12 protein-coding genes and 1 pseudogene are annotated in these 19,785 nt (G+C 28.6%); 6 read left to right on the top strand and 7 right to left on the bottom strand.

From position 1 onward, the window contains the following. Positions 1-101: 101 nt before the first annotated feature. The 6 genes from pglX to G9F72_RS01160 all read right to left on the bottom strand — a co-directional run bounded on the left by pglX (position 102) and on the right by G9F72_RS01160 (position 12,002). Positions 102-3,668, bottom strand: a complete 3,567-nt coding sequence (pglX, locus tag G9F72_RS01185) for a BREX-1 system adenine-specific DNA-methyltransferase PglX (RefSeq protein ID WP_164956996.1) — start codon at positions 3,666-3,668, stop codon at positions 102-104. 63 nt (positions 3,669-3,731) lie between these two features. Continuing rightward, the gene (brxC, locus tag G9F72_RS01180; protein ID WP_164956997.1) at positions 3,732-7,301 is read right to left on the bottom strand and encodes a BREX system P-loop protein BrxC; all 3,570 of its coding nucleotides are present in this window, start codon (positions 7,299-7,301) and stop codon (positions 3,732-3,734) included. Positions 7,302-7,344: 43 nt separating this feature from the next. Next, positions 7,345-7,920, bottom strand: a complete 576-nt coding sequence (locus G9F72_RS01175; protein ID WP_164956998.1) for a DUF1788 domain-containing protein — start codon at positions 7,918-7,920, stop codon at positions 7,345-7,347. An 11-nt stretch (positions 7,921-7,931) separates the two neighbouring features. Beyond that, positions 7,932-8,531 carry a DUF1819 family protein gene (locus G9F72_RS01170; protein WP_224676256.1) on the bottom strand — a complete coding sequence of 200 codons (600 nt, stop codon included), beginning with the start codon at positions 8,529-8,531 and terminating at the stop codon, positions 7,932-7,934. Between the two features lie 394 nt (positions 8,532-8,925). Beyond that, complete coding sequence (locus G9F72_RS01165) at positions 8,926-10,584, bottom strand: SEC-C metal-binding domain-containing protein (protein WP_164957000.1); 1,659 nt, start codon at positions 10,582-10,584, stop codon at positions 8,926-8,928. 14 nt (positions 10,585-10,598) lie between these two features. Then, positions 10,599-12,002 (bottom strand): phosphohydrolase, encoded by a 1,404-nt coding sequence (locus tag G9F72_RS01160; protein WP_164957001.1) that lies wholly within the window; start codon positions 12,000-12,002, stop codon positions 10,599-10,601. A 369-nt stretch (positions 12,003-12,371) separates the two neighbouring features. Between G9F72_RS01160 and G9F72_RS01155 the strand changes: the two genes are divergently transcribed. The 6 genes from G9F72_RS01155 to G9F72_RS01130 all read left to right on the top strand — a co-directional run bounded on the left by G9F72_RS01155 (position 12,372) and on the right by G9F72_RS01130 (position 19,356). After that, positions 12,372-12,812 (top strand): helix-turn-helix domain-containing protein, encoded by a 441-nt coding sequence (locus tag G9F72_RS01155; protein WP_164957002.1) that lies wholly within the window; start codon positions 12,372-12,374, stop codon positions 12,810-12,812. Between the two features lie 114 nt (positions 12,813-12,926). After that, complete coding sequence (locus G9F72_RS01150; protein ID WP_164957003.1) at positions 12,927-13,613, top strand: PD-(D/E)XK nuclease family protein; 687 nt, start codon at positions 12,927-12,929, stop codon at positions 13,611-13,613. Between the two features lie 454 nt (positions 13,614-14,067). Next, positions 14,068-15,723, top strand: coding sequence for a recombinase family protein (locus tag G9F72_RS01145; protein ID WP_164957004.1), 1,656 nt, complete (start codon positions 14,068-14,070; stop codon positions 15,721-15,723). Further along, positions 15,720-17,453, top strand: a complete 1,734-nt coding sequence (locus tag G9F72_RS01140) for a recombinase family protein (protein WP_164957005.1) — start codon at positions 15,720-15,722, stop codon at positions 17,451-17,453. The genes G9F72_RS01145 and G9F72_RS01140 overlap by 4 nt, the downstream gene beginning before the upstream one ends. 30 nt (positions 17,454-17,483) lie before the next feature. Then, a complete protein-coding gene (locus tag G9F72_RS01135) occupies positions 17,484-17,663 on the top strand; it encodes a hypothetical protein (RefSeq protein WP_164957006.1) in 180 nt (59 codons plus the stop codon). A gap of 82 nt (positions 17,664-17,745) precedes the next feature. Next, on the top strand, positions 17,746-19,356 hold the full coding sequence (locus G9F72_RS01130) for a recombinase family protein (protein WP_164957007.1): 1,611 nt from the start codon (positions 17,746-17,748) through the stop codon (positions 19,354-19,356). A 14-nt stretch (positions 19,357-19,370) separates the two neighbouring features. Here the strand turns inward: G9F72_RS01130 and G9F72_RS01125 are convergent. Next, positions 19,371-19,784 (bottom strand): annotated as a pseudogene (locus G9F72_RS01125) (sugar phosphate nucleotidyltransferase); the annotation flags it as partial. Position 19,785: the final 1 nt, after the last annotated feature.

The following is a 19,785-nucleotide window of genomic DNA, read 5'->3' as shown; positions in this document are numbered from 1 at the left end:
CATAGGATTGTATTCTAATATGAATAATATAAAGTAATTCAATTAGAAATAAGTCCCTATTATAATTATAACGTTTATAATAGGGACTATACAATTATATATTAAATTTTCGCTAATAAGCCCTTGAATTTTTCGTAATTTGCAATTACTCCATCATCTAAATCAATTTCAATCTGCATATCAGCCATATGATGAAGGACTTCATCATATTTCTTTAATTCATCTATTTGCTTGTCAAATAGGGTAAGTTTCTTCTTAGCCTCACTCTTTTCCTTAGTAGAATAATCACCTTCTCTAACATCTACTAATGCCCTACTTTCTGTATCTAATCTATCTTGAAGTTCATGCAAATAATCTGTTCTTATACTTGATAATGTGTTTCTATCATATCTGTGCATGTAAATTAGGCAATTAAAGGCTTTTTGTTTACCTGATGTAAATAACCAATATATAGGTCTTTTCTTATATGTTTGAACATGGTCTTTGAAGAAATCATTAAGGAAATACCTTCTTATAGTATCTTTAGCGGTTTCGCTATTCTTATTTCCCAGAGTTTCTGCTATAAAAGTAAGGTTTTCTGATAATGTTTCTTTTCCAAAAGTCACCTTAACAAATTCCACAAACTTAGCCACTATATCATATTCAAAATAACTATCTGAAAGTATTGGAATAATATTATTTTCATAAGCCTTAAATGTAGTATACTTTGTAGAGTTAAACTCTCCTCCAGCATATACGAGACCATCTTGGTCTAACGAATATCTACCAAACATACAACCTACTGCGTAGGAAATCAAGGATTTAATATCTTTTTCTCTATCTGCTTTTCTTATAGTCACATCCTTCTCTTCAACCTCTGGTGTCATTTCATCATGAAGACCATATATCTCTATAAACATCCTATTTAATTCTTCTTCATTTTCTTTTAGTAGGTAAAATTGTTTTTCAGCAAATTCATTACAATTTTGGTAAGCTATATCTATTATATTAGTATCATCCTTGAATGCTAATATGGTGTGTTTTTTAAAGTCCCAAGATGTTTCTAAAGAATCCCAATCATTCTTTGATATATCTATACTTGATTTTGCTAAATAATCTATCTTTTCTTTTACTATTTTACTTTTCGGTAAAATAAGTGGCAATGATGCAATATTTACAACTTGAAAATTCAAAGTAGGATTTTGCATTTTCAAAAATTCAAAGGCTAATTTTGAACATAAAAAAGCCATTAAGTAAAATATATCTTCTTCTTTAGGAAAAACAGATGACCCAGCTACATCAAATATAAAACCGTTTGGTGAATATCTAACTCCAAATTTTGAAGAACTAATAAATGACCATGTTATAGATTTTTTAAAATAAAATTTTTCATTACTAATCTTCCATCCTAAATTTTCTCCTAATTGAGGATATTTAAGACGAGTTTCTTTCTTTATTTCTTCACCATCGTTTTCCCAATTTACTACAAAATCTTGATTCCCATACCATTTTCTAAATTCTCCACCCTTATTATATGGGAACCACTTGAATTTGCTTTTTTTTGCATCAATATTGTTACTATAAGCAAATCCTGTTTTTTCATTGTTAACTTCATACCATAATCTCAAAAATCTACTATTATCTCCAGTTCTCATTCCTATACATGTATACGCAATATCTTTTATATGTTGCTCTTTTTCAAAAATCACCCTGATTTTTTCATTAGCCCAGTATGCAATCGGGGAGCCTGGCACTCTACTAAAGTCCTTATTTAAAGAACTATATCTATATCCGCAATTAGGCTTTGATATTGATTCTAATGTTTTAATTGGTTGATTATGACTTCCTGGAAAATCTGACAATCTTATATATTCTCCACTTAAATCGTTGCTATAATTTCGCAATGTAAGCGTACAAATAGGTACTGTTGCTTCTTCAAAGCCAGAGTATTCAAGTTGTATCAAACTACTAATATCAAAGTTATTAATTATCATTTCACGCAATTTTTCATAAGTTGATATAAACATCCAAACAAAAGGAGTCATAAATCCTAAATGACCATTATTATGAACTTTTTTAAAGCTATAATCCATAAATGCAGAAAACAAATCTGACTTTACATCATTATAATTGTTCTTAATATAATTTGTTAATTCAGAACTCATAAATTTACTCCCCATATATGGAGGGTTTGTTACTAAAACATCATATGTCTTAATCATTATATCTGCTTGTTTTATTAATTTTTCTAACAGTTCATCTACTTGTTTGTTTTTTGAAGATTGATACTCTATCTTTTCTACTGGATTATTAGATATATAATCACACCTTTTCTCTAAAAATCCTTTACCAACCTCCTCTACCTTTATAAGAGAGCCATATATTTTAGCATCTTCAAATTGCTTAATAAAAGCCTTTGTCTTATCATAATTTTCCCCTGAAGCTCCCCCTGCTATATACTCTATATCGTCATCATTTAAATTATTAGTTTCCTGTATAGATGCTATATTAATCTTTATGCCATCTTTTTCTATATTTCTAAGAAGTCTGTTATTATACTTCATTCCCTTCATAATAACAGCAAAACAAGCAAGTTGATAAGCCCTATCGTCTATATCAAGTCCATAAATATTATTTTCTATGATAAGCTTTGGTATTTCTCTACTCATATATCCACATTTTTCATATACTTGGTATAACATATCGAACATATACACTAATATATGTCCTGAACCACAAGCTGGGTCAAAACATTTTATGTCCTCAACCTTTAAATCCTTATTTATATATGGTGCTAATTTATCTTCAAATTCTGTCTCTCCATTAGGGCTTTCAAGATAAAATTCCCAGTTTTTCTTTAACTCTCTATGCTCTGGATGAGATTCTACCCAGTACCTTCCCAATGAGTTTTGGACCATATATCTAACTATCCAATCAGGTGTAAATAACTGAGTTGCAAATGGTATTTCTTCTTTTGTATATTTCTTTTTAGCTTGAATTACTCTATCTTTTTCATCTGAATTATAATATTGATAAAGCCATCCTATAATCTCTACATCTTCCCAATCACTTTCTTCTATTAGCTTAGTTTCTGTAAGTTTCCTTACAAAAGAGCCTTCATTTAAAAGACCATCTGGAAGCAATAATTCTGTATAGTCTCCAATTTTTTGAAACATAAATGGAAGAGTCTTATTTAAAGAGTTACATTGAGCTATAATCATATACTTAAATAAACCTTCCATATCATTGTTTAGCTTCATTTCATATATTTTTTGCTTATCTACAGGAAGGTCTACATTACTGGCTTCTTTTATTAAGTCTGGTTCAACACTTCCTTCAGTAGCAGAAGATAAGGCTCTAACTCTTGTAGGCATATAATTATTCACTTCCATAAATCTTAATGCTGTGAATCTATTAAACCAAGTATATGCAACTTCTTCAATTGCACTACTATATCCATCTTCACCTTTTTCATTAATGTCCCTTATTTTTGTTATAAGCTTTTCTCTTTGTAGTTTTTCTTCTTTACTAAGTGGTTTTCCATTAATAACTATAGAGTCACTACTCACTGTTTGAGAATTTTTAATCTTATCCTTTTCTATGCCATACTGCATAGCTTTTATTTGTATTTTTTCTATTAACTCTTTTCTGGATTCAATCGCAAAAATCTTTAGTGCATTCTTATTCATCTTAACCCTCCAGTTTATTAAATAAATTAGTAGGAGATAAATATAATCTCCCACTAACATTAATTATTCAATCTCTATTTCTTTATTATCATTTATAATGCTTCTGAGTTTACTTTTTAGCTCCCTAATATACACCTCTATGTCATCTACAGTCTTTAATGATTTAATTTGAACTAACCCTGCAACATTAACCTTTTCAACTTTCTTAGGTATTGATTCAGGTTCTACTATTGGGGGGTCTGCAATTGTTATACCTATAGCCTCTTCTGCTTTCTTCTTCCTTAGATATTCTGCAATCTCTTTATTAATAGATTGGTCAAAATATTCCCTTTTGTTATTGCTTTGGGTTATAGAAGCATCAATCTTGAATATGTCAGTATATTCATCTATCTTTAAAATTAAGCTATTATAAAATGTTCTAATTAGTTCTGCGGTATTACTACTTACCCCGTACTGATTTGATTTTAGCAAACAATAATCAAAATCATTTTTTATTTTAATCTTAGATTTATCCTTTTTTTCTTCGACTATAACATTAAACCTTTTTTCTATATTTTGAACAATGTCAATAATATTTCTGATACGTTTATATGGGATTGGGTCATGCAGAATATCTTCCAAACTTTTTATATCTTGAATAAGTGCTTCATTTAAATAATCTTTGTTCTCTTGACACTTCTTAAAAATGTTTAATCCTTTATCAAATATATCAATTTGATTATCAAAGAAAGCAAAAGCATAGGCACTATCATCTACCCAATCAAGTAATTCATCCTCTTTCTCTTTTAATGATGTAAAGAAAGTTAAATTATCTTTATTTTCAATTACTTCCTTAAATATTTTTACTCCTTTTTCAAACAAGCTCTTGCCTGGATATTTCTTACTTCCATATCTGTTTATATATTCTTTTAACTCATCAATTTTTGTAATAATTTTATCTCTTACAGCCCTCGCTAATCCGTCTTCATCATCTGGTAGATTAATTTTTCCAAATACCTCTAAGCTTATATTTTTAACAGCCCTGATAAGTGGTTCATCTACTTTTACTTTCTTATTAATTATAACTTTATCTACTTCTGTTGATTTTGTTAAAGCATCAACTACTTTATTTGCACTATCTATTTCTAAAAATTCTCCATTTAATCTTAATTTTATTTTCTGTTGTTTAAATAGCTTTGCTACTACTCCAGAAATATCTATTTCATTCCAACCATAAGGTGCATCTTTAAATCGGTTTAATACTATCTTCATTCTAATTTGTTGAAGATTATCTTCTTGAAGGCATATAAAATTAAATACTTCATTTTCAGCTAATTCATTATTGTATTGCTCTACAGCATCAAACCCTAACTGCTCAATATTATTTTTTAGAAGTGATACCATTTCACTTTCAGTTGATAAATTGCATTTAATGTATCCAAGCTTATTAAATATACTATTAACAAGTATACTAAATCCATAGTTTATTTTTTCTTTAGCACTTGCCCCTTTTATATCTATCTTTTCTCCATTTACAAAATATGTACCTTGCAGTATTGCACTTTCTAATAACTCTTTAGCCCTTAACTTTCTTAATCTCATCTCTCCCTGTTTAGTTGTAATAATAATTTGTATGTTTTCTGGTAGAGAATTTACATTCTTCTTTTTAATATATGAATCAATTTTCATTGCTTCAGTAAGTTCCTCAATATAGCCCTCGCTACCACCAAGCTTAACAATCATTTCTTTATTTAGAAATGACTTTGATATAAGTTCATTATCACTCTTATAATAATCATCTGATAATGGAGTAAGAATATTTATTCCTATATTACTTGTTTGATTACCATAAGGTTTTTCATCCATCACTTTATTAAACTGAAATAAGTACGGTTTTGTGTGTCTAAATTTTGTGTCCTCATATATACCTGAAAAAACATAATTTGATAATTCCTTCTTTATAACATCTTCCTCTACCTTTTCAAACTTAATCTCTCTATTAACATCTTGCTCTTCGTCAGTTAAGAACGTAAAAGTGTCACCATTTTTTTGTATAAGAGTATTAGATTGAAGTTTTCTTAATGATTCTTTAATTTTTTCTTTTAGTTCTAATTTATCTTCATCTATACTATTAACCATAAGTGTTGCAATATTTTCTAAGTTTCCAGGTAGTTCATCACTTAAATATTTAATCATAAACAGCACTTTCAAAAGTTTCAAATTCATAGGATTTTCTTTTAATTCAGGATTTTCAGAAGCTCTTTCAATAACCCTTGAAATAGTAGGATTTAAAAATTCTTCTATAGTATCATAAAAAGCATGAAAAGGAATTAAAACTCCGTCTTTATCATCAGCATATTTAAGTACAGATTCTTTATAAGCAGAAATCATTGACCGCTCACCTTCTGATAGATGCTTTCCTGAACTTCCATGCTTCCTTACCTGCTCAAATACATTTTGCAATATTTTAAACTGGTATGGAACAAAGGGATATACTTCTGCAAATTCTTTCTCATCACAGTATCCGAGTAAATCCTTCCTTGCATTATCAAAGCTTATAAGATTTTTTAGTATAGCACTTTTTTCTTTATATAAATCCTTTAGAAGATATACTGCATCCTGTCCTTTGTCAAGTATACGCTTCTTTATTACTTCATCAACGGATATTGAAGATAAGCTTAGTCTTGTATCAAATCTCCCTTGTATTTTTGAGAAGTCATTTCCCTTAACTTTAAATAAGGAATCTATGCTTTCCTGTGAAGTTACCATTATCCACACTTTACCTTTGCAGTATGTACCTAAATCCTCAGCAACAGTTTGAAGATTTAGCATCAATGTAGGATTATCTCCTATGTATTGACCTATTTCATCTATAAGGAAAATCAAGTGAAAATTTTTCCCTTTAGTATCTATATACTCTTTAACTTCTTTTGCAAACTTTTCAATGCTCACTTCATAATCGCTAACACCTTTTGTTACAAACTCATTTGCACTTTCAAGAGATGTATTTAGAACCTTAGATATAGCTTTTGCAACAAAGTCTTTATCTAAAAAGAACCCATTTCTCCTATGTGTCCATTCCTTTCCACTGATATCATAAAATTCTTGTTTAAATTGCTCATAAACACCATCTTTTATAAGCTGTTGCTCCATATAAGCTACACCTGGTATTTCGTCACACAAACCACGATGCTCATTAAACACTTTAACAAATATTCTCAAAATAGCGTCTTCTTTACTCTTATTGTTAATCGGGTTTTTAGAATCAATATTAAAAATTATAGTTTCTGTATCGGTATTAGCACCTTTTTTCATTTCTGCAAAAAGCATTGGGTCTACTACTTTTCCTTTAAAATAATCAATTGCATCTTCACCCTTAATTTTTTCATTGTCTAATAAGTATGACAATATTTTAAGGAAATGAGATTTACCGCTTCCAAAAAAACCTGAAATCCAAACTCCCATTTTATCTGTATTTCCATTAATGCCTTTACTGTAATTCTCATAAAACTTCGATAAATGCTTAGATATTTCTTTAGTAACAACATACTCATCTAACTCTTGGTAAACCTTTTTTTCATCTGTTTGTCCTACCTTTATAACCCCGCTAATTTCACGCCCTATATCCCTAATAAACATGTCTTTAATAATCATGTTAATCCTCCCCAAATTTTCTCATTCTGTGTTTGAAATAATATTATTTATCTGTAACTAACGGAAAAGCCCTATAATAATTTTCATCTTTGAATAAATTAAATAATGTTAAATCTTGTCCACTATAATTACCTGGATAAAATAATACCAATGGTCTTTTATTTAAAAATTGTTGTAAGCTATTAAGAATGTTGTGCGAACGCATAAACGGATAAACTTTTCCTATACCAGTTAAAAATATTAAGTCATATCCTTCTGATTCCCTAGCTATTTTTTCAGCAAACATCCCTGATGTAATAAATGGAGTTACTGCATTTAGCACATATTCTTTACCTGATTCTTTCTCTAAAGAAACAATCTTTTCAAAAACATCTTCTTCTTTCAAAAGCTCTATAAAAATTTTATATAAATCAAACTCTATTACTTTTCTATTAGAATCCAATTTATTTAATTGTTTCTTTATATATTGAACATACTCCCTGACAACTAGTTCTTCTTTTGGGTCATAATCAAATATGTAGTAACTAATTTCATTTCCAAGACCTCTTCCTTCAATAAACTTTTCTGTTTTAACTTTATCTATTATCTTTTGAAGTCTATCATATAAATCATTCACCATTTTTCACTTCCTTATATCATATATTCTCCCATAGCTTGAATGTAAACTTTATCTCCTATGTCTATGAGATAATCCTTAATCTCTGATGTTATTATTAACCTACTTAGCTTACCTGATTTTTTATCCTCTAACACACCTGCTTCTGATAATATCTTAAAAATAACTTGTTTTAGCTTAGCTATAGTTTCATCAGTCCATTTATCAACCACTTCACTCTGTTCTTTCTTTTCTGTAATAAAAACATTTATATCTTTCTTTTCCAAATATAAATCATTAGTTAATATTCTTTCCCTAACAACTTCGTTCATAAACTCAAAAAACAATCTATCGTTTTTCATTATTGCATACAAATTTATTATTGACCCATCTCCTAATGGGTCAAGTAATAGCATATTTATTAAATTATCATCTATTATGTTAATTCTTTGTATTAATGGAGTTAACCTTCTAGTAATACTTGATTTGAACTTATATTGAAATAAGTTTTCCTCCAAGACCATTTTTCTTATATCTTTATCTGAATAGCCCTCTTTTTTTAACTTTGCTATAATTTTAAATTCATACATTAAAAAAGATTCTCCAGTTAACTTTGCACTATATTCAAGTTCCATAACCAATATATTCACATCCTTGACTAAATCTATTTTTTTATCTCAGTTCTTTTATTCTATCATATATCGCACTTATTTAGCTATATACTACAATACTATAGTTAATCCAATTAAAGTAAATACGCTTATGATTTTACCACATATTTGAATAATTCTATAATAATAGAAAAAAATTTTCTAATCCATATTCATCCTAGCGATAATGTACATAAAATAATTTACTAATAAAGATAACAGCTATAACTAAATAGCTGTTTCCTCATTTCACATTAAGTAAAATGGTTTATGCTGTAATACAAGTAAATTAGAGCACAGAAAAACCTCGATTAATTAATTAATTAGTCGAGGTTTTTATTTGCGAAGTCAAGCACGATGGATTAAACCCAAATTCATATCAAAATAAATCGTTTTTTATTGTTTCAAGTAATTTTTTTTCATGACAATCCTTAAATTTTCTATCACTTCCACAAAAACATCTTTTATGCCTACCATTTGTATTCCTTATATTGAATAACTCAATATTTTCTAGAATTCTTTTAACCATATCTCCTTTTTCTGTTCCATTTTTCTGAATTTCATTTAATAAATTATCCTTGATATGGGGATACCAAATACTCTTATCTATAAGATGCAACCCATACATATATGAAATATATGCCTTATCTAACTCTCCTTTCAATACTAATGCCAATCCTTTAGTAAAGTGACAAACTGATTTATAATTATCTTTAATTACGATTTTACATAATTCTATTGATTTATCAAAATCTTTATTTAAACAATAAGCAAAAGCTAAATTTTCCTTAGAAACAAAACTTCTATGCTGAAAATTCTCCATTAAAGGAATTGCTTGCACATACTTCTTTTCTTGCTGCAAAGTATTCAGTTCATTAATTTTACAAAGTTCTTCTTCACATATATAAATTTTTATATCCACATCTTGTATTTTATTATGCCAATAACTTGAATATTTTTCACTCAAATCAATATGAATTTTCCCTATCGCTTTTTCGCCTTTGTCATTAAGTACATAGTTAATTATCTTCTCTAAAGGTTTATTTGTAGAGTAAAACATAGTTTTAATAACCTTATAAATATCTGTTGGGTAGCTACTAAAAATGTACTTTTCAAATGTTAAAGTTACATCATCATTTTTTAATTTTTGTTCTACCTCATTATTTTTTTTCTTGTTACTCGTTTTCATTAGAAAACTTACCATATTAAGTAAATAAGGTAGACATCCTAAATGAACTACTGAAATTATATATTTATTTTCTTGATTTATTAAAAACATTCTAACTATTGATACATTTTGGGATAATTTTTCTTTTATTCTATCTACTAATAACAACTCTTCATTGTTAATCTTAATACTTTTTAAATCCCAACTTTCAATATCAGCTATACTCTCCGACGAGATACATAGTGGTATACTCTCAATAACCTCTCTACTGTTTTTAAACACACCTATTAAATTATCAAAATATATATTTTCATTTTTACTTTCATCATTTTTTCCCATGACAGTACTCAAAAGAATATTTCCTTCATTGTCTTTAATATAGAATCTTCTAAACCCTTTTATACTCCATATATTCATCATCCTATTAAATTTCATTATTTTATTAATATTTGTTGTATTATTATAATTAAATTTAAGTTTTAGTTCTCCACCTTCAGTAAATCTTAAATTAATGCAATAATTATATTTTTCTAATTTATCTTTATCTGTAATTGAAAGTGACATAGTCATAACATTCATTACTTCATCTATTTCTAAATTGAAGAAAGTATCAATCTCACTCGGCTTATAATCCATATTAGGTATCATCTTAAATGATACAATATTTTGACTTTTCATGTCTAACTCATGCTCATCAAATTCAATATCTCTTATTTCTATATCTTTTGCAAAATTAACTTCCTGTCCTGAAATTGCTGAAGCCAAATAAAGAGTGAAAAAATCTGTATTCTTAAGCTGATTTTGAGAATACGTACTGACTATTTTAAACCTACCCTTTGAATCTGGGTTAGTTTCTAAATTTTCACCCAATATATTATTGTTTTCTATAAACTGTTGTTTTTTTTTTCTGCTTGTGGGATAGCGGAAATTAGTTTCAAGAAACTATATAATTTATTATTTACTTCTTCTTCAATAGCCTTTGATGAAAGTAAAACCTCTTCTGTTAACTCTTCGGGATACTTTAATGCATCTATAGCTAATGCATGAAGTAATCCTAGCTCTAAGGTTGTCCTTCTATCAACACTTCCAATTTCATAGGGAGTATTATTTGAGTCAAAAAAATACTTTATACTTGTTGGAGAATGTGTCAGAATATTTATACGGTCTTCACATTGACCTTTCTCATAAAAAACACCAAATTTGCTCTTTACGTAATCTTCAAAGATGTTTTTTAAATAAGTATTTAAATATATTGATTTTGTAAATTCCAATTCATGTCTGCTACCAATAAATATATCCTTGATATATTTAAAATGTCTTAATTTTTCAGATAAAACTAATCCCATAGCATTCTTTTCTATAATCCCTGTTGCATATAGCTCTCTGAGAGCTTCAATCACATCATCCATTTTTCTAATCTTAAATTCATTAATTAATTCATCTTCTTCTATAATTCCTTTACATGCTAAACACAGCATAATTTCATGCTTAACGACCTCAGTTGCAACTATATTTACTTCAATTGAAATAAGGTTAATATCATTTTCATTTAAAATAGGTTTAACTTCATCAAATTTTTTACATATTCCTGCACATAACTTAATTACTTCATCTTCTAGTTCACTATTCGGCACATATGATACAATCTTTAAAGTATTTCCATGTAATTCTATTCCTTGAAATGTCCTATGAACGTCAAAGTGTACTGCACTTTCAGTATTTACATTCAAAAATTCTTTTACCAAATAAGGTGCTCTTTCCTCAAGAATATCAAATTCATCAGCTAATCTTAAAAGACCAGCTAAAAGTCTTATCCTAATACTATTGCCAATTCCAAATGGCTCTGATTCTGGTAGGGAATTTAAGTTTACTAACCTATGCCCCTGTGCTATCTTTTCTATAACCCTTGCATCTCTATCCATTATACCTAAAACATGACTGTATTGTTTTATAAAATCACCTGACCTATAATTATGACTTTCTCTAAGCTCTTTATCATAATTTTCTTCAAGCTTGTACTTACTTTGACCTACCATACCAACATCATGAATTAATGTGGAAATTATGAGTAAATATTTCTCGTCTTCAGTTAAAACTTCATCAATATTAGGGAAGCAATTAGTATACATTTCTTCTACGCTTAATGCATGACTTATATCATGCTCAGTAAAATCTATATTAATATTAGTTGTCCTAGCAATAACAGGTACGATTTGTTTTTGTATTTCTTCAATTCTAATTTTTTTACTCGCACTTAAATTTTTTCTTAAATCTAATTTTATTTCCATACACACACCCTCTAAATCATATTAATAATTATGTTTTTCTTTCAAAATATACTTTCATATATTAAAATGTACTACTTGAATATATTATCTCACATTTTGCCATAAAATCAAATGAATCAATATATATTCTAAAATATTACTTTTTCATTACTTATTCTTCAAATTAATCTTTATTATACTTCACATGTATAATTGAATTACTTAAAAGTAACCCAATCATAGTATTTTTGTTTAGTAATATGGGCTTGAGTTAATGTAAAATTACTATACATATATATAATGGTGATTTTTATTATGCTGATTAAAGGAAATTAAAAACAAATGTTGAATATCAAACAATAGAAATATTTACGATAATGGGGGTGCTTTATGGGGAGCTATAAAATCAATCTAGGGAATTTAATTAAAGAAAAAAGACTTCAAAAGGGCTTAAACATACAACAGCTTTCTACCATTTTAAATGTATCTGTGGGATTTATGAGCAACTTAGAAAATGCGAAAACTGATACTTTTAATATCGATTTAATGTCTAACTTATGTAAGTCACTGGGTATGTCACCTTTAGACTTTATACCAGAACCTAATATTGATATGGACTTAGATTTACGCTTAGACAACATATACCAATCTGAAAGTTTATTTGAATTTCCCGAGGCAAACAAAAAACTAATCACAAGAAATGCTACCGCTATTGCAAATGCATATATTGAAAGTATACGGCATCATAGCTATGATATGGAATTCATAAAAAAATTTACTGTTAAAATTTTATCTGAAATAAATTATATTAATGATTTTAAAATAAAATAATTAATTGTTGAAGGCTACCCAATTGGGTAGCCTTTTTTCATTTTAATGAATTTCATATATATGAATAATGCAACAAAAACTGGTTATACTACTAAATGAAGGAGGTGTGACTATATGAAATTGTACCTTGGACATTGTAGCATAACCCAATACTCTAGAGATAAACAAGAATTCATTAAAAACTATACAGGTAATAAATCTTACAGCAAGAGTAAATATAACAAGTATCTGGCTTTTGGAGATAGCCTACATGTAACCCTTGCTAAATTTAACGTTATTAAAAATGATAGAGATAAAACTCTAGAAATTCTTAACCAATTTTTTAAAGAAAGTTGGATATCTCTTGGTTATGAAACTAAAGAAGAAGAAACCAGGTACTTTATAAAAGGTTTGGATATCTTGAAGTTGTATTATGAAGACCCTAAGGATAAATCCAGAAAAATATTATTAGTGGAGGAGATGATTACTAAAGAAATAAGCAGTACTACAGTGCTATTTGGAAAGGTGGATAAGGCTTTCATCAATGATTTCGGTCAACTAGAAGTTTTAGACTACAAAAGCTCTGCCTACGTGAATTATGTTTTGAATCCTATGGATGACTCTCAACTTTCTCTTTACTTAATTTTAGTGAAGCATAGGTTAGGATATTATCCTAAGATTATAAGTTACTATTATATATCCAAAAATATAAAAGTATCCTACATTGTTAAGCAAGAGGACATTGGACGTTTGGAACAACATTTTGCTGATACCGTTAAAGAAATACAACGTGATTTTCTTTTACTACACCAAACTTCCTAGAAATTTATTTACTTAATATGTTTTTTAATTTTAAATATTCCAAATTCTAAATCATACTTAATTTTATTTTCCTATATATACGCTTATGGCACATCATTTTTTATCATTTTAAAAATTTAATTTAGCTACAAACAACTATTACCTATCATAAAATAATTCTATATAGTTTTTATATAATTACTATATAAATTTTATATAAACTTTATATAATCTTTTTTTAATTTTTAATTACCGAGCGTATATGTAGGTTTTTTTTAATATTTCAACAAATTTTATTAAATGGATAGTTTTTACATAGTTTAAAAGAAAGGATTGATTTTTATAAGAAAAAATATCAGTGACACATACCAAATTAAAATAATTTATACTGAGAATCAACATGCATTGCATATTTTCCTTAGTGATTTTATAGAATATATAATAGAAAATTCTAAATCGGAGGAACAAAACACTGATGAATGACGAATTATATCAAGGATTAATTCCTGAAAATTATACTGCTATCTATGCCAGGCACTCAACCAAAGATACTAAGAGCACTTCTAACGTGACTCAAATAGACCAATGTAAAGAAGTTGCTTCAAAACTTAATCTCATTGTATATAAATCTTTTGAAGATGAAGGGTCTGGGTTTACCATTCCGCCAGAAAAAAGAAAAGGATTTAGACAACTGATTTTAGAAGCAAAGGCTGGTCATTTTAAAAATCTTATTATCTGGAAAGTTGACCGTTTATGGAGACAGACTAATGACTACCATGACACAGTAAAACTTTTAGAATCTTTAGGTGTAAAATTAATTTTCTCAGATATGCTTGAATTTGAAAATATGAACCCAATTTATAGAAACTTTATGGTTAATATGTTTCTTTCAATTGCAGAACTAGAACCCAATAAAATAAAAGAAAAAACAACAAATGGTAGAAATCATAAACGCATCAATGGCATACTTTTCCTTAGATATGAAAATTTTGGGTATACGTCAATAAAAAATAGAGCATATATTACAGATAAAATTAATGATGCAGATGTAGTCAAAGAAGTAAAAATCTATTATGAAAAGAAACCATTAGAAGCCGCTTTTATTAATTCTTGCTTCAAAATTTATAATAATGCTTCTGGTGATTATATCATTAGATTTAAAAAAGTTCAGCAAGAAATAATCGCTCTAGGTAAAATATTTAATAATGAAATCGAAACTAATTTTAAAAATATAGTGGAGAATATTTCTGATGAAATTGAATATTCACCTATAAAAAAAGAAATAAAAAAACTTCAAAAGAAAAACTCAAAGTACACTCCTACAGAACTTAAATTGATGCTAACCAAATGTTGCACTCACTGCTCTAACCCTGCTACTCTTGAGTATATGCTCACAAACCATCATTATTGTGGAATAAATGTAATTAATGCTAGTAACAATAACGAACTTTTAATTTTCGATAATAATGATTCCCGCTATCTATTAAATGAAAATAATGTTTATAACATGGCAGTTAATATTGATGCTATTGTGGATAAGGACCTCTGGTTTGAAGTTGCTACGCATGTGTTGAATTTCAAAAGATTGGAAATCCCTAAAGAAACTGAAGATATTTTAGGCATAAAAGTAAAATGTGACAACTGTAAATCCAAACTAATATTCAGCAATGACTTGTACACTTGTCCCAAGTGCAGCATTACCATATCTAAAAACAAAATCTCAGATTTGGTTATTGACGCATTAATTGAAAATAATATTTTCGGACTAATTGTAAGAGAAGTAAATTTGATTATACGACAAATAGATTTAAACATAATCCATCTAGAAAATAAGGTAAAAAAACATGAAAAGAATTGTATTAAACTAGCTTTAGACTATATAACACAAAATTCAAAAGATTCATCTAAATTAATTAATTCTGAATCTGAAAAATCTAAAGAGATACAGCTTTTCATTACAACATTACAACAAAGAAAGATAACTTACTTAAAGGAAATAGCTGAACAATCACCTCAAGGTACTAATGAGATATTTAATCTTAGAGAAAATCTAATTAAATACTTTACTAACAATAAGTCAGTACCAATTAATTTTTTAAAAAGTGCTATTCGGAGTGTGTATGTTAAATGACTAAATCAAAAAATAACAAGTCAAGTTCTAAGATATTAAATAAAGCCATAGGATATGCTCGTGTCTCTACTGAAAAACAAAAAACTGATGGTAGTAGTGTTCCCTTTCAGATAGAAGCTATAGGAAATTATGCAATAGAAAATGACCTGGATTTGATAGAGATTCTAGACGAATCTAAATCTGCCACTAAAATTAAAAAATCATCAACAACGGAACTTGTAACTAATAGACCTGCCTTTGAGGAAATTTTAGTTAGAGCAGCAAAACATGAATTTAATCACCTAATATTAACCTACAGAGATAGGCTAGCCCGCGACTTTTCTGAAGCTTTAATAATAAAAAGCTTATTATTTAAAGCCAAAGTAACTATCCACTATGTAGGCACTTCAGAAAAATTATCTGAAAATGATGATTATATAGATAAATTTACGGATTTAGTATTCTCTAATATTGCGATGTTAGAAGCAGGGCTCATTGGTCAACGTGCCAAGGGTGGTCAAAAAAAGAATATTGAAAATGGATATTATGCTGGCGGACCTGTTGCTTATGGATATAATCTGGTAAATCATCCTATAGCAAAGAAAAAAATCTTCATCAAAGATATTGACAAAGCCCACATAGTTAAAAGGATATTTTCTCTTTATAATCTTAGATTTTCTTACTCTGAGATAACTAAAATAATAAATGATGAGTTTCCCAGTGAAAATATCAAAAGCTTTAGCAAGAGTACACTGTCTCAAATAATAAATAATGAAATGTATATAGGTAACTTAATTTGGAATAGAAAATCTAAACATCAGCTTGGAGAGAATGACGATATTGTAAGGTCGTTGCTAGACGATAATATTAAAATAGTATCCTCAGACTTCTTTAATAGGATTCATGAAATTAAAAATTCTAAGAAGGGCATAAATAATATGTCTTATACAAGCAATTTCTTGCTAAAAGGAAAGCTAATTTGCGGGGGTTGTGCTAAACCTTTAAAAGCGAAAAACTATGGCAAGGGCAAGAAAAGCGTATACTATTGTTCCTGTAACAATGAAAAATATAAGAAATTAATTAATAATAAAATGAAATCATATACTAAATGGAGTATTTCCATTCCCCAAAAGGAAATTGAAGTCTATGTTTTTGATTTGCTTTATAGCTATATTGGAAAGCCAATTCAAGATACTAGCTTGATTGAAAAATATTATTCAGTATATTCTAATATTCTTAGAGATGAAAAAAATAATGTACGCTTACTAATAGATAAGAAAAAAGTAGAAGTTGCCGAATTAGATGCTATTATTATTGCTGGCACTAAAGTTATCGAAAATAACCTTATCTTAAAAAACCAAGATGTTGAATTTTATAATGATAACTTTTTTATAGCTATTAATAAAACAATATCTTTAGTTAGCATCAGAAAAAATAACTTAGAAATCGAGATAAAAACATGTGCTAAAATAGCAGACCTCGATGTTATGTCTTATGAACAGTTTAGATTTAATTTCAGTAAAGTTTTTTCATCATTTCGTGACATAAAAAACTTAGAGACAAAAGAACTTTGCCCGTCAGAACTAAGATTAAAAAGAATGATAATTGATGACATTATTGATAAAATCACAGTCAATCATGGTATAAATGGGGAGACCCTTTCAGTATTTCTTAAGATTCCCAATATATCGACTACACATAATTTTGAGTTCTTACAGACCTGTCCTATTCATAAAATCCTTAGCATATAATAAATTGATATTAATTTTAAGGGGTATGTTTTGGATTTACAATACTTTGTTGAAGTTGTACACCCTAAAGATAAATCTGAACTTAGAAATAATTACACAGAAGCAGTTTTCAAGATTTTAAAAAATAAACTATCATCCTCTAGTATTGAACAATTAATCTTAGAACTTAAAAAAACAAATACTAAAAAAGATAACTATATCAGTAAATAGAATATTAAAAATAAAACCGATTAGAGGTGAACGTTAATCTGGTGATACATCTTTTTTCTTTATCATCAATTAATAATAAATTATGAAAACAGCCGCAATTTACACACGTAAATCTAAATTCACAGGTAAAGGTGAATCCATTGGACAACAAATAACCGCATGCAAGGAATATTTGAAAAGATTGGATATAGATGAACATTTAATTTATGAAGACGAGGGTTACAGCGGTAAATCCACTGATAGACCGATGTATAAAAAAATGATTGAAGATGCAAATTCTAGCAAATTTTCTGTAATTATTTGCTATAGATTAGATAGAATCAGCCGTAGCGTTTTAGACTTCTCAATTTTAAGAGAAAAACTTGATAAATTAGAAATAGATTTTATAAGCGTATCTGAAAATTTCGACACCACGACCCCAATGGGAAGAGCTATGATGGGTGTTTCAGTAGTATTCTCACAATTAGAGCGTGAGAGTATAGGCGAGAGAATTCGTGATAATATGCTAGAGCTTTCAAAGACAGGTAGGTGGCTTGGCGGTACAACACCATTAGGTTATAAAAGTGAACAAGTAACCTTTAAAGACCCCAATGGCAAGGAAAGGTACTACTTTAAACTCTGCCATGTTCCTGAAGAAGTAGTCATGGTTAAAGATATTTACAGTAAGTATTTAGAGCTAAAATCTATGAGTCAGGTTGTAAAATATCTACTAAGTAATAATATGAAAACCAGAAATAATACTGAATGGGCTAGAAGTAAAATAAGCTACATTCTAAATAATCCTGTTTATGTGAAAGCAACAAGAGTGATTGTGAATTTCTTTGAAAAAGAAGGAGTTTCAGTTTATGGAGAGCCTGACGGGGTACATAGCATACTAACTTATAATAAAACAAAAGATAAGTCAGGCAGTAAGCTAAAAGACCCCACTGAATGGGTATTTGCTATAGCCAATGCTGAAGGTATTATTTCCGATACGGATTGGCTTAAAGCACAAAATTTACTTATTGAAAATAAAGAGAGAGCACCTCGTATGGGAAAGACAAATACAGCATTATTAACAGGATTAATACGTTGTGCTCAATGTGGCGGTTATATGAGAGTAAAGTATGGTGGAATAGATTTACAAACTAAACAGAGAAAATTCTACTATGTGTGCTCTTTAAAATATGATTCTGGTCACACAAGGTGCCAAAACAATAATGCTGATGCAATCTTACTAGAAACCGTTGTTTTAAATGAACTTAAAGAAATATGCTGTGATAATGGTCTTTTAGTTGAAAGACTTAAAAGTTATAAAAATGAGATTCAAAAGGGTTCCGTAGAAACAGAAATACAAAGGCTAACTGACTTAATAATACAATCTGACCTTTCTATAGAAAACCTATTAACAACTCTTTCACTTACTTCAGATAGAGACACTTCAAAAGTCATACTAAATAGGATAGAAACTCTCAACAAACAAAAGAAAGACGATAACTTTAAAATAAAAGAACTTAAAGAAAGTGATAACCTAGTTCTGCAATATCAAATGAATCTCGATGTTCTCATACAATCATATTTTAGGTTCTCAGATATGATTGACTTTGCCTCTCATGAAGAAAAAAAGATTTTAATATCCTCTGTTGTTAAAAGAGTTTATTGGGATGGTAAAACGAAGAAAGTCAAATTAGTATTGGTGGGAGAAGACTCATGAATAATTCTCCCAAAAAATTTTTTTTTGACGTAATGCCTTTTGGTAAGGAGAGCATCTGCTCTCCATACAAACATACCACTATTCCAAAGGAAGTTTCCTTTTAAGAGCAAATCCTTTGCTACTTCGGTGTTAGGCTTTTCTAAAAAACGTTCTACTTTGAACGTGGGTATATCACCAGTTGCCCTGTCTCCCATTTCTATATAACCATAACCAGTCTCTGGTCTTGTAGGCTGAACACCTATGGTGACTAGCACTCTTTTTTTGTTTGCAATTTCAACTGCTTGTAGCACAGTTTCTTTAAACTCCTTTTCGTTTTCTATATAATGATCAGATGGTAGCACTATCATAGTTGCTTCCTTGTCTTGTTTTAATAGCTTGGCAGCAGATAGACCTATACACGTAGCAGTCTCCTTATTAACCTTATGGGTT

The sequence above is a fragment of the Clostridium estertheticum genome, from assembly GCF_011065935.2.
Classification (GTDB): Bacteria; Bacillota; Clostridia; order Clostridiales; family Clostridiaceae; genus Clostridium_AD; species Clostridium_AD estertheticum_A.
Note: the sequence above shows the minus strand (reverse complement) of the source record. Positions and strands in the feature narration are given on the sequence as shown.